This is a genomic window from Flavobacterium erciyesense, assembly GCF_018069925.1.
GTDB classification, from domain to species: domain Bacteria; phylum Bacteroidota; class Bacteroidia; order Flavobacteriales; family Flavobacteriaceae; genus Flavobacterium; species Flavobacterium erciyesense.
This window is the reverse complement of the sequence record NZ_JAGPXB010000003.1, coordinates 51,033-63,946: the sequence shown is the minus strand read 5'-3', so window position 1 is coordinate 63,946 and position 12,914 is coordinate 51,033. Positions and strand designations below refer to the sequence as shown.

General features: G+C 34.1%; 12 protein-coding genes. 4 read left to right on the top strand and 8 right to left on the bottom strand.

The genetic code is table 11. The annotated features are described in order from the left end of the window. Positions 1–52 precede the first annotated feature (52 nt). The gene (locus KBJ98_RS04700; RefSeq protein WP_210788496.1) at positions 53–559 is read right to left on the bottom strand and encodes a hypothetical protein; all 507 of its coding nucleotides are present in this window, start codon (positions 557–559) and stop codon (positions 53–55) included. Positions 560–878: 319 nt separating this feature from the next. On the opposite strand from KBJ98_RS04700, the gene aroC reads away from it, so the two are divergent. Together aroC and KBJ98_RS04690 are read left to right on the top strand one after the other, a co-directional pair. Beyond that, the gene (gene aroC, locus KBJ98_RS04695; protein WP_210788495.1) at positions 879–1,937 is read left to right on the top strand and encodes a chorismate synthase; all 1,059 of its coding nucleotides are present in this window, start codon (positions 879–881) and stop codon (positions 1,935–1,937) included. 98 nt (positions 1,938–2,035) lie between these two features. Then, positions 2,036–3,316, top strand: a complete 1,281-nt coding sequence (locus KBJ98_RS04690; protein WP_210788494.1) for a dicarboxylate/amino acid:cation symporter — start codon at positions 2,036–2,038, stop codon at positions 3,314–3,316. 90 nt (positions 3,317–3,406) lie between these two features. On the opposite strand, the gene KBJ98_RS04685 is transcribed toward KBJ98_RS04690, so the two are convergent. From KBJ98_RS04685 to KBJ98_RS04675, 3 genes are all read right to left on the bottom strand, one after another. Next, positions 3,407–4,621 (bottom strand): RsmB/NOP family class I SAM-dependent RNA methyltransferase, encoded by a 1,215-nt coding sequence (locus tag KBJ98_RS04685; RefSeq protein WP_210788493.1) that lies wholly within the window; start codon positions 4,619–4,621, stop codon positions 3,407–3,409. 139 nt (positions 4,622–4,760) lie between these two features. Continuing rightward, a complete protein-coding gene (locus KBJ98_RS04680) occupies positions 4,761–6,722 on the bottom strand; it encodes a KUP/HAK/KT family potassium transporter (protein ID WP_210788492.1) in 1,962 nt (653 codons plus the stop codon). Between the two features lie 110 nt (positions 6,723–6,832). Then, positions 6,833–8,128: a hypothetical protein gene (locus KBJ98_RS04675; protein WP_210788491.1), complete on the bottom strand. Its 1,296-nt coding sequence runs from the start codon at positions 8,126–8,128 to the stop codon at positions 6,833–6,835. Positions 8,129–8,244: 116 nt separating this feature from the next. On the opposite strand from KBJ98_RS04675, the gene KBJ98_RS04670 reads away from it, so the two are divergent. Beyond that, positions 8,245–9,297 carry a WD40/YVTN/BNR-like repeat-containing protein gene (locus tag KBJ98_RS04670; RefSeq protein ID WP_210788490.1) on the top strand — a complete coding sequence of 351 codons (1,053 nt, stop codon included), beginning with the start codon at positions 8,245–8,247 and terminating at the stop codon, positions 9,295–9,297. A gap of 65 nt (positions 9,298–9,362) precedes the next feature. On the opposite strand, the gene KBJ98_RS04665 is transcribed toward KBJ98_RS04670, so the two are convergent. Genes KBJ98_RS04665 through KBJ98_RS04650 form a run of 4 tightly spaced genes read right to left on the bottom strand, consistent with a single transcriptional unit; the run spans position 9,363 to position 12,024 of the window. Further along, a complete protein-coding gene (locus tag KBJ98_RS04665) occupies positions 9,363–9,821 on the bottom strand; it encodes a sensor of ECF-type sigma factor (RefSeq protein WP_210788489.1) in 459 nt (152 codons plus the stop codon). Between the two features lie 43 nt (positions 9,822–9,864). After that, positions 9,865–10,278: a hypothetical protein gene (locus KBJ98_RS04660; RefSeq protein ID WP_210788488.1), complete on the bottom strand. Its 414-nt coding sequence runs from the start codon at positions 10,276–10,278 to the stop codon at positions 9,865–9,867. A gap of 32 nt (positions 10,279–10,310) precedes the next feature. Continuing rightward, the gene (locus KBJ98_RS04655; RefSeq protein WP_210788487.1) at positions 10,311–10,853 is read right to left on the bottom strand and encodes an RNA polymerase sigma factor; all 543 of its coding nucleotides are present in this window, start codon (positions 10,851–10,853) and stop codon (positions 10,311–10,313) included. 43 nt (positions 10,854–10,896) lie between these two features. Then, positions 10,897–12,024 (bottom strand): SRPBCC family protein, encoded by a 1,128-nt coding sequence (locus tag KBJ98_RS04650; RefSeq protein WP_210788486.1) that lies wholly within the window; start codon positions 12,022–12,024, stop codon positions 10,897–10,899. Between the two features lie 467 nt (positions 12,025–12,491). On the opposite strand from KBJ98_RS04650, the gene KBJ98_RS04645 reads away from it, so the two are divergent. After that, complete coding sequence (locus tag KBJ98_RS04645) at positions 12,492–12,881, top strand: pyrophosphohydrolase domain-containing protein (protein ID WP_210788485.1); 390 nt, start codon at positions 12,492–12,494, stop codon at positions 12,879–12,881. Positions 12,882–12,914 lie beyond the last annotated feature (33 nt).

Here is a 12,914-nt window from a genome sequence, read left to right as displayed (position 1 = left end):
AAAAGGCCATTCTTTATTAAGAATGGCCTTTTTACTATATAGCGATTGTGTTTTAGAATTGGTATCTTAATGATACAGCAACATCACTTCCGTAATTATTGTTGTAGTATCCACCGTTACCACCAAACTCTGGTCTAAAGTCTAGAGAGATTAACAAAGGAATATCAAAATCGTATTCAATTCCGATATTTCCAGCAGCAAATGCAAATAAACCATCATTATAATTTACATCGTTCGGGTCGTTTCTATCATAGGTTCCAACACCTCCACCAACACCTGCGTACCAGTTAAAACCACCATCAATGTTCCATACCCATTGATAGATACCTGTTAATTTAACTGCATCATCATCATACCCTTTGTAATCTCTTCTGTTTCTCCATCCTAAATCCAACTCCAAACGATTGTTGTCAGATAAACCTCTTTGGTAAGAAACTTCAGTTCCAAATCCGTTACTTCCTCCAAAACGCAAACCTAAAGCATTTTTAGATATGTCTTGTGCTTGTGCAGTAAATGCTAACCCCATTAGCATAATCGCTGATAAAATAATCTTTTTCATAAATTGTTTCTTTTTGTTTTTACAAAGATAGGTCATAAGTTAGCGGATGCTTTATATCATTTTTGACATTTCTTATATAATCTAATGTATTCGTTATAAAATCTCAGATCTAAAGTTGACAACTATTTTTTATTATTCTTCTCTTTGTGTCGGATACAGGTTACAATATAATTAGGGACTTCTTATTACTCTTTTTGATCTTGTACAGTCCCTTTTCATGAATTTTTAAAACAATAAATGTCCTCTTTAGTCTAAAACTTTAAACACTAAACTTTTGAACTTTAAAGTAAAATGGTACTTTTGTTAAAAACTAACTACAATGGCAGGTAATAGCTACGGAACCTTATTTAAATTAACAACTTTTGGAGAATCTCATGGTGAAGCGTTAGGAGGTATTATCGATGGATGCCCCCCAGGAATTACCATTGATCTTGAAGCAATTCAAGCTGAAATGGCGCGCAGAAAACCAGGGCAATCAGCAATTGTCACTCAGCGAAAAGAGCCAGATGATGTACAGTTTTTATCTGGTCTTTTTGAAGGTAAAACTACGGGTACACCAATTGGTTTTATTATTCCCAATACCAATCAAAAATCAGATGATTATTCACATATTAAGGATAATTACCGCCCGAGTCATGCGGATTATGTTTACGATCAAAAATATGGTTTTCGTGATTATCGCGGTGGAGGCAGAAGTTCAGCTCGTGAAACGGCTAGTAGAGTAGTTGCAGGAGCTATTGCAAAACAAATGCTTCCTGAAATTAAAATCCACGCTTATGTTTCTGCAGTTGGACCAATAACGTTAGATATTCCGTATCAAGAATTAGATTTTAATTCGATTGAAGATAATCCGGTTCGATGCCCAGATGCGTCGACTGCTGCCGATATGGAAGCTTACATCAAGGACATACGCAAGCAAGGTGATACCGTAGGAGGTGTGGTTACTTGTGTTATTAAAAACGTTCCAGTAGGTTTAGGAGAACCAGTTTTTGATAAACTACATGCTGAATTAGGTAAAGCAATGTTATCAATCAATGCCGTAAAAGGTTTTGAATATGGGAGTGGTTTTGAAGGTGCTAAAATGAAGGGCAGTGAGCACAACGATTTATATCACGCTGATGGTACTACCAAAACCAATCGTTCAGGAGGTATTCAGGGCGGAATTAGTAACGGAATGGATATTTACTTCAATGTAGCATTTAAGCCTGTAGCAACTATCATGCAAAAACAAGAATCTTTGGATAACAAAGGAGCAATAACAGAGATGACAGGTAAAGGCCGTCATGACCCTTGTGTGGTACCTCGTGCAGTACCAATTGTGGAGGCGATGGCTGCCATAGTAATTGCTGATTTTTATTTGATAAATAAAATATATTAAAGCTATTTTTACATCCAATTTAAGCAAGGTTGTTTTACTTGATTTTTAAATAGTCGAGCTCAGAAAAATGTCATTTTTATAAATTTTAAAACTTTTTAATGGATAATATTACCACAAAAAAAGCATCTTTTTTTTCAGGATTAACAGGACAAATTTTGGTAGCCATGATACTTGGGGCTATTTTAGGAATTGTTATTCATAATAACATTGATGCAGAATCAGCTCAAGCTTTTAGTACTAAAATTAAAATTTTAGCGACTGTTTTTATTCGCTTGGTGCAAATGATTATCTCGCCATTAGTTTTCACAACGCTAGTTGTTGGAATTGCTAAATTGGGCGATATCAAAGCAGTTGGTCGCATTGGTGGTAAAGCTATGGGATGGTTTTTTACGGCTTCATTCATATCTTTATTGCTAGGGATGTTTTTTGTAAACATTCTTGAGCCTGGTGTTGGTTTAAATTTATCTAATGTTGAATTAGGCTCTGTTGCAGAGGTTACAGCAAAAACACAAAACATTTCATTTGAAAATTTTATTGAGCATATTGTTCCCAAAAGTATTTTTGAAGCAATGGCAACTAATGAAATTTTACAAATTGTGATCTTTTCAATCTTTTTTGGTTTAGCTGCAGCTTCATTAGGTGATTATGTAAAGCCAGTAATTAACGCGCTTGATAAAACCTCACATATTGTACTAAAAATGGTTAATTATGTGATGAAATTTGCTCCAATCGGTGTTTTTGGTGCTATAGCAGGTGTGTTTGCAGTACGTGATTTTCAGGAATTGGCGATTACTTATTTTAAGTTTTTTGGGTCGTTTCTGATCGGGATTTCTTCTCTATGGGTAGTTTTAATTGCAGTTGGTTTTATCTTTCTAAAAAGTAGAATGCCAGTTTTGCTTAAACGAATTGTTAGTCCTTTAATTATTGCTTTTGGTACAACAAGTAGTGAAGCCGTTTTTCCTAAATTAACTGAGGAATTGGAGCGTTTTGGAGTTAAGGATAGAATTGTATCTTTTATGTTGCCATTGGGGTATTCATTCAACCTAGATGGAAGTATGATGTATATGACTTTTGCAAGTGTTTTTATTGCGCAAGCTTACGGAATCGATTTAGATTTAGGTACACAAATGACCATGTTATTGGTGCTAATGCTTACCAGTAAAGGTATTGCAGGGGTTCCAAGAGCTAGTTTGGTGGTGGTAGCTGCTACTTGTGGGATGTTTGATATTCCTATTGAAGGGATAGCTTTGATTTTGCCAATTGATCATTTTTGTGATATGTTCAGAAGCGCAACCAATGTTTTAGGGAATGCACTTGCAACTTCTGTGGTGGGTAAATGGGAAGCCGATGGAGAAGTCGAAGAAGTGTTGGAAGCATAAAAAAATATAAGTTTTTATAACGTTCAATTTAAAGCAATAAAAAAGCTCCGATTTTAGTCGGAGCTTTTTTTGTTGGGGACAAAAATTTAATTACGCTTTTCTTTCCATCAAGGCCATGTAAAAGCCATCAAAGCCTGATTCAGAGGCTAAAATTTTGTGTTCTTTCACAAAGGTAAATTGCTTTCCAATTTCGGTAGTTAAAAAACGTTTTACTTGCTCTTGATTTTCTGATGGTAAAATAGAGCAAGTGGCATAAACAAGTTTTCCACCTGGTTTTACAATTTTTGAATAGCTTTCTAAAACTTCTGATTGTACTTTACGAATGTTATCAATAAATTCAGGTTTTAGTTTCCACTTGGCATCAGGGTTTCTTTTTAAAACGCCTAAACCACTACAAGGTGCATCAATTAATACACGATCTGCTCTCTCATGAAGTTTTTTAATCACTTTTGTCGAGTCGATAATGCGGTATTCAATATTGAACGCGCCGTCTCTTTTCGCTCTGATTTTCAATTGCTTTAATTTACTTTCGTATAAGTCCATAGCAATTAATTGCCCTTTATTTTCCATCAAAGAGGCAATGTGTAATGTTTTTCCGCCTGCACCCGCACAAGTATCAACAACACGCATACCTGGTTTAACATCTAAAAATGCTGCTACAAGTTGCGAATTGGCATCTTGTACCTCAAATAAACCTTGTTTGAAAGCATCTGTTAAAAACACATTTGCTCTTTCTTTTAAAACTAAGGCGTCAGGTTGTGCTTTTAAGGTTTCAGTTTCAATGTTCAAATCCATCAAAATAGCACGTAATGCTTCACGAGTGGTTTTTAGTGTGTTTACACGTAAAATAACACGAGCAGGTTGGTTTTGTGCTGCAATTTCAGTAGCCCAAACTTTTTCACCAAGTTCTTGTACGCCCAATTCGTCCATCCAATCTGGAATAGATTCCTTAATTGCACGAACTTTTGATAATTCATCAAAACGACCTTTAATTTTTCTTTCTGGTGTTCCTTCTAATTGGCGCCAATCAGGAATAGGGTAACCTCTTAAAACAGCCCATACTGAGAACATTCTCCATAAGTTGTCTCTGTCAAAAGGCTCTTTAACCTCTGCAATTTCAGAGTATAATCGTTTCCAACGAACGATTTCGTATATTGTTTCGGCGACAAACTTTCTGTCTGAACTGCCCCATCTTTTGTCTTTTTTTAGGGATCGGGCTACTACTTTATCAGCATATTCGCCTTCGTTAAAAATAGCATTTAAGGCGTCTATTGTAGTGTAAACTAAATTTCTGTGTAATCTCATTTTAAATAATTGAGGTGCAAAGGTACTATTTATTGACTTTAATGTATTGTTTTTAAATACTGATTATTGTATTTTAATTTTTTTCCAAAAAAAAACACCGTATAAATACAATGTTTTTTATTAGATAAGTGAGAAAAAATTATTTCACTCGCGTTAATCCTATGTTTTCAGGTGCATGTAACACCATTGGAAATTTTTCTATTTTAACAGAACTACTATCTAATCCAAATGCTCTTTCTTCTGACAAACTTAACTTTTTTATAAAGAAGTATGAGTTCATTACTATTTTTTCGTGCCATCTTAAATCGCTGTCATTAGATAGGAATTTTTCAGATAATACAAATTTGAAATCTCCAATAATATTGTTTTTATTCAATGACTCGTAACGACTAGTAATATCTACTTCTCCTTTTTTTACCATGTCGCGAATCACTTCTCTAAACATCAAATTGATTTTTGTAGGCTCTCTAAAACCTAAATTAAAGTCTACGCGATACAAATCGTCTTTGACAATTTCGGTTACTTTATATTCTGTTTTGTAGGGTTCCGTTAAAATATTTACATGTACAAACCAATAGATGTCAGCTCTTTTTGGACGTTTTTGTAAAATAGAGTACATTACTTTTTCTTCAATTTCATCAACTCTTCCGGCATTAGTCATGTATACTAAATGGGTTGCGTATTTTGGAATAGAAAGATCAGCACTCAACTCAACAAGTACTTTTTTGTAATCTTCAATCTTAACAATCTTTGTATAACTCTTGTTGATTTTTTTAGCCACATACCAAATGGTCATCACAGATATTAGTGCGATTGCAATTAATAATGTTACGTAGCCACCTTCTGCAAATTTTGTGATGTTTGCTGCTAGGAAACTAAATTCGATCATTAAGTACACAGTAATTAGCGGTACGATAAAGTATAACGGTACGCGCTTCATTATCAGGTAGTAATTTAATAAAATTGTAGTCATGATCATACATAAGATGATTGCTAATCCGTAGGCATGTTCCATGTTGCTAGACTCTTCAAAATGCAATACGATACCAACGCAACCAATAAATAACAACCAGTTTATTGATGGTATATACAATTGTCCTTTTAACTCTGTTGGGTATTTGATTTTTACTTTTGGCCAGAAATTTAGTCTCATAGCTTCATTTATCAATGTAAATGAGCCACTTATTAATGCCTGAGATGCAATTACCGCCGCAAGTGTAGCTACAACAATTCCAATAGGTTGAAACCAATCTGGCATTATGAGGTAAAATGGATTCCCGTTTTTTCCACCAATACTTTGAAGTGTTTCCCCTTCATGTTGCATTAAATATGCTCCTTGTCCGAAATAGTTAAGTACTAAAGCAATTTTTACAAATATCCAACTGATGCGTATATTTTTTCGTCCGCAATGCCCCATATCAGAGTACAATGCTTCAGCACCCGTAGTACATAAAAAAACGAATCCAAGCACGAAAAATCCTTCTGGGTGAATGCTTAGCAAGTGGTACGCATAGTACGGATTTATTGCGTTTAAAACACTAGTGTTATGCATTATTTGAGATACTCCTAAGGTTGCAAGCATGGCAAACCACACGAACATCATTGGTGCAAAAAATTTGCCCACAAGCTTAGTGCCGAATTGTTGGATTGCAAACAGTACAAACAAAATACTGATCACGATTGGAATCGTATTTATTTCAGGGTAGTATGTTCTGATTCCTTCAACTGCTGAAGACACTGAAATTGGTGGTGTAATAATCCCGTCAGCAAGTAAGGCACTACCTCCGATAATGGCAGGAACAATTAACCATTTAATCTTAGTTTTTTTGACCAAAGCATAAAGAGCAAATATTCCACCTTCTCCATGATTGTCTGCACTTAAAGTGATAATTACATACTTAATTGTAGTTTGTAAAGTTAAGGTCCAAAATACGCAAGAGATACCTCCTAATACAATATCTGCGTTGATGAGATGAGTGCCTAATATGGCTTTCATTACATACAAAGGGGATGTACCTATATCTCCGTAAATGATTCCTAATGAAATTAATAATCCACCTAATGTCCATTTACTATGGAGGTCTTTGTGTGAAGTGCTCATGAAAAATATTTATAAAAGTGCTCAAATTTACACTTTTTAAATAAATTAAGAACTCTTTAAGAAAAAAAACACGGCTTGACGGCCGTGTTTTTAACAATTTGGTAGTTCTACTAAGATCTTCTATTCTCGCCTCTGCCTGAATTGCCTCTCTGGTTTTCTGTACGTTGGGGTGCATTGCCTCTGCTATTTTCACGTGGGGCAGGAGTTGCGTTAGAGTTTCTATTAGAAGAATTATTTTCAACTCTGTTTTGTGAAAAGGTTCTATTTTGACTTCTCTCTCCCATTGTATTACGTTCATTGCGACTAGAACCGTAACTGCGGTTTTCGATTCTTCCTGATCTAGGGTTGCTTGTTCGGTTTTCAACTGTGGCGCCTTCATTCTCTCGTGCTCTTGATGGAGTGTTGCGATTGTTTGCTTCGCTTCTTGTTTCTAACGAGCCACGGGTACTTCTATTAGGTACATCAACTCGTGAATTACGACCAATGTCATCTGTAGTTCTGTTTGATCGATTAGAGTAGGAACCATTTGCAGTTGACCTATCGTTTGAAGATCCTCTTGGAGTAGCAATTCGGTCTGATCCTTGTGTGTTGCGACTTGCATTCGTGTTGTATCGGTTTTCACTACTAGTTCGTCGGTTTGCATAAGTAACATTTCCTCGTGAAGATCGTTGTCTATCTAATTCATAGCGGTTGGTAACCGTTGCGTTTCTATGCGAAAAAGAATAATGTGGGTGTTGTCTTTCATATCCGTTAGAGCGTCTAGAATTATATAAAACTATTGCTTGGTTGCTACGTCTATAATTGACATAGTTGTAATTGTTGTTAAAATTTAAGCTGATATTGATATTGTTTCTATATCTAAAAACTGGAAAAGGATTCCAAGCTCTGTAGTAACTTGGGTAATAACCCCAGTTCCAAGTTGAACAGTAAGGTCTATAAGATGGTCTCCAAAAAGAGGCATACAAAACGGGTGTACTATAATAAACAGGCTCATAAATGTAATTGGCTCCATACAAATAAGTATCTCCAACCACTTGCACATGTACCTTATTGTATTGATCTTTTTCAACATCAATTGTGGCAACATCTTGGTATACATCGCGATCTAAAACCGCTTGTACAATAATTAGGTGTGTTCTGTTTTCTACGGTTTCGATAACGCGTAGATAATCAACTTCTTGGTCATCGTTCAGGTCAAGATTTGAAATTTGTGCATCAGGATCGTTAAGGCGTCGTTCAAAATCTTGTAGATCGCGCGCTTCTCCAAAAATTGATGCTACCGCACGTAGATCTAGATTATCACTGATTTCCGAACTTGTTGCTTGCACAGAAGACCTTTTTTGTGCTTGCAATTGAATACTGAAAACAGGAATCAGTAGGGCAAGTAAAAGTACTTTCGTTTTCATGTTATAAAATTTTAGGTTTTTCTTTTTTTGAAGAACCAATTACTGTGCCAATGTATTTTAATAGGTTTGGTGCTCCACTTTAAAATTGTATTTTAGCTGTAAAATAAAGATATATTATGATAAATAAACTATTGATTTTATTGCTTTTGACAAGTTGTTTGGCTTGTACTACGAATAAAAATACTGCGGTTAAAAAATCTTTTAATTCAGTAAAAATTGATACTCTTTTTAAAGATAAAATAAGTATTCGCGCCATTGAAATTGATGGAAACACAGTCTGGTACGCTGCAGATAAAGGTCGTTTTGGATCATTTGATCTAAACAAAAATGAGCGCAAAGAGCAATTTATTGTTAACGGTACAGCACCACTAGAATTTAGAAGTATCGCTCAAAATAAAAAGTCTGTATTTATTGTAAATGTGGGTAATCCTGCATTTTTATATCAAATCCCGAAAAATTCTCGTGTACCTAAAGTAGTTTATCAAGAAAGTAATGAAAAAGTTTTTTTCGACAGCATGCGTTTCTGGGATACCAACGAAGGTATTGCAATGGGAGATCCTGTAGCTGATTGCTTAAATATTATTATAACCAGAGACGGAGGTGCTACTTGGTCAAAAATTGCAACTACTGTTTTACCAACCGTTAAACAAGGCGAAGCAGCTTTTGCTGCGAGCAATACTAATATAATTGTTAAGGGAAATGATACTTGGATTGTTTCAGGTGGTGTGCAATCGAGGGTGTTTTATTCTGGTGATCGAGGACGAAGTTGGACAGTTTACAATACACCAATTGTGCAAGGACGCGCTATGACTGGAATTTTTACTGCTGATTTTTACAATAGTAAAATCGGGTTTATATCGGGTGGAGATTATGAAAATAGAAACCAAAATTTTGGTAACAAAGCTATCACAATAGATGGCGGGAAAACTTGGAAGTTGGTTGCCGAAAATCAAGGGTTTGGCTATGCTTCTTGTGTACAATTTGTGCCCGGAGGTGGTGGGAAAGAATTGGTTTCAGTAGGTTTTTCTGGTTTGTATTATTCTGCTGATTCAGGCCAAAGTTGGAAATTACTTTTTTCGGATTCCTCTTTAAATACTATTCGATTCATAAATAGAACAACAGCTATAGCGGCAGGTCAACAAAAAATGATTCGAATTCAGTTCTTTTAAAAACAAAAAAACACTCTAGTTTTACAATTTAGAGTGTTTTTTTTTTTGAATTAATAACAGTAATTTTATTTACGAGATCCGTGGTTTCGGTATTGCTGTAGTAACTTTCGGTTGAAGTCTTCTTCTGCTTTTTTTAATTTTACAATTTTTATTGCTGGCAATATAGTTCGAATATTTTGCATGAATTTTTTACGAACTAAAAAAAGTTCTTCTTCTGTATCTTCAATTTGTGCCAAAAAAATATTTGCCTCTTTTTCAGTAATTTTATCCAAAGATCCGTCGTTCATTCTTCGAACATAACTTTTCATTTTTTGATGTCTTAGTTCAAATTGTTTATCGTCGTAAGCATTGTAAACTGGCCAAAAGCGGGCTGCTTCACTACTTGAAAAATTAAGTTCAGTAGTAAAAAATGCAACTTTTAAAGCTTTTATTTGCTCTCTTTTTTCTTTCATGCTTTCGCCTTGCCCGTAAAACTGGAGCGAAATCATTAAAAAGAGTAGTGGGAATAATTGTTTTAATTTCATTGTAATTAATTTTAATTGTAAAAAAAATGGAGGCATTTTTATCTTACTCCAAGATTAAATTTTCAAGATTGGCATTTGTAGAAAAGTGTTCTTCAATACTTTCGTCTTCTAAAACTATCGATGTGTTGATTTTTTCTAGATCCTCAGCGTCTAAATTATTTAGTAAATCATATTGATTTACAGAGGATTGGTAAGTAATGTAATTTTCTAAGGCGACTGGATCTACTTTTGCATTCATTGGATCCGATTTATAAAAAACAGGAATCATTAACGCCATCACTAAAACTGCTGCAATCATCATTAAAACTTTTTTTCTTTTTTGAAATAATGAAATTACTTTAGTTTCTTCTTGCGGTAATTGAGCTAATAATTTGCTTGAAAAATTATCAAAATAAGCATCTGGCACTGCAAATCCAGCCTCAATTTTCGGTTCGTTATCTAATTTAAATGTCTTCATAATGAGTTTAGACCGTTTAATTTATAAAAGGTTTAATTGTTGGCCACAAAAGCCTCTATTTTTTTTACAGCCAAATGGTAGGATGCTTTTAAACCTCCAACCGATGTTCCGAGTATTTCTGATATTTCTTCGTATTTCAATTCTTCAAAATATTTCATTTTAAAAACTAATTGTTGTTTTTCGGGCAACTGAGCAATGGCTTTTTGTAACTTTAATTGCATCTCGTTACCATCAAAAAAAACATCTGCTTCAAGATTTTCAATAGTTTTGTTTTGCAATGCTTCTGATGTAATGTGATTTGCTTTTGCCTTTTGTTTCAAAAAGGTTAATGCCTCGTTTGTAGCTATACGATACATCCATGAAAAAAGTTTGCTTTCGCCTTTAAAGTTATTTAGGTGCTGAAATATTTTTATAAAACAATTTTGCAACACATCGTCAGCATCATCATGATTTAAAACTATCAATCTGATGTGATTGTATAAAGGTCTTTGATACTCCGAAAGCAGACGCTGAAACGCAATATTTTGCGTTTTAGGGTTTAGCAATTGGTTTATAAATTCCTGTTCTTCTTGCAAAATGGTTTCTTTGATTTTAAAGTGCTTCCTAATTAAAAGTTATCTAGAATTCAGATAAGTCTTGTTCTTTAACAGCTTTTGGTTGAACTGATTTTGGAGGTGCTGTTGCTGAAGTTTCCTGTTCAATTGGATTAGTAGTCGGAATTTCAACAACTTTAGGTATCGTCGGGATATAAATTTCAGTTTCCCATTTTGATGGGTTTTTAATTTCAAATCGACTTTTATTCAGGATCTCTAACTTTAAAAATTGGTTTCCTACGACGATTTTATTAGTGTTGATATAATTTTTTGATTTTACGTATGCTTTGTTTAGGTGCATATAATCTCCGGTTAAGGTTGTTTTTACTGCTTCGAAAGTTTCTAATTTATCAACCAAAATATCGCTTCCCATACTCGTAGCGATTTGGTATTTTATGGGAACGCAAAATGAAACTTTAGCCACATCTCTCGCACTGTCGTAGGCAAGAAATAGCAAAAAGGGCTTGCCGTTTAATTCAATATTGTTTTGTTTGCAAAACGTGTTCAGTTTGTAAATAATGATACGAGCGTTTTTATAAATATGAGCAGTTTTTGTGGAGTAAGTTTGTTTTAAATAAAAAGTTCCTGCTTTTTTAACTATTCCATTTGAGGTTACTGCGAATGTTTTCAACTCGTAGTTCAAGGTTTTGTTTAAGTTTGCTAAGCTCTTTTCGTATAAACTTCCTATTATTTTCTCTGCACCACCATTAAAAGTAGCATAAATTTTCATAGAGAAACTCATTTTTCCTCGAGATTTCCACGTTACTTTAGTTCCTCCTATAGTATCCTTAAATTTTAAAGTTACGTCAGTTTCAGTGCCATCAAAGTCCATTTTTTGAGCAATACTATCATTCTCTTTTGTGCTTATGTTGCGTATACTTCCCGTTTTATTGCTGTTACTCCAACTGTATTTCGCACCAGCTCCTGCACTTACAACTGAATATGAAAATGTTGTTTCAGGTTGATCAATGGTCCAAGAGGTAAAATCTTCCCAGTTTTTTAAATCGTTAATGTAATTAAAAACAGTGTTCCTTTGAGTTGGAATTATCAGACTTCTTTCTACAGTAAAATCTCCTTTTTGTGTAGCTACAAATACTGTTGCCGCAACAAAACTGAGTAGCAATAAAAGAAACAAGTATTTTAAAATTCTCATGGTAATACGTTTTTGTTTGGCTTAAATTCAAATAATAATTTAATTGTTGTCTTGGTAAGAGTTTTAGAACAAGTTAAGTTATCATCTTAATAATTTTGTGTTTTCTGTATATAAGAGATTCACTTACATATTTTAAATAAAATGCAGCGCTCTATAAAATGCGCACAAGATAGCAGACAATTTTTAAATATGTTTAATTATCTTTTAAAAAATACTTTAATGACAAACAAAATTGCAATAAACGCAAGAAAACCAATAAGTATTTTATAGTTTCCTTTGTAAAACTGCTTGTGAATATTGATGTCTTTGCGATAGGAGTAGACCGCTGCAATTATAAATGATATAAAAAATAAGACCGCAAATACGAGTTGACCTTTACTGAACATAGTTAATTTTATTTTTGGTAAATTTAGGTAATAGTTTAGAAATAGTTACTAATTTGCCCTTGCAATTAACAAATTTTAAGGATGGAAAAACAAATTGATGCAGTAAAAGAATTTCATACTGCTTATAGACTTGGTTACAGTGAGGCCCCGCTTGCGGTGCTTGCAAACAATAAAGAAGAACTTAGGTTTGAACTAATGAAGGAAGAAAACGAAGAGTATCTTGAGGCAGCGAAAAATGGTGATTTAGTTGAAATTGCCGATGCTTTAGGGGATATGCTTTACATTTTATGTGGTACCATTATTGAGCACGGTTTGCAAGATAAAATAGAAGCTGTTTTTGATGAAATCCAGCGAAGTAACATGAGTAAACTCGATGAAAATGGGCAACCTATTTATCGCGAAGATGGTAAAGTTTTGAAAGGGCCAAACTACTTCAAACCTGATTTTTCATCGATCTTTGAAAATGAATAAGGAAAACCTAATTTGCTTGTATAAAAAAAGCGA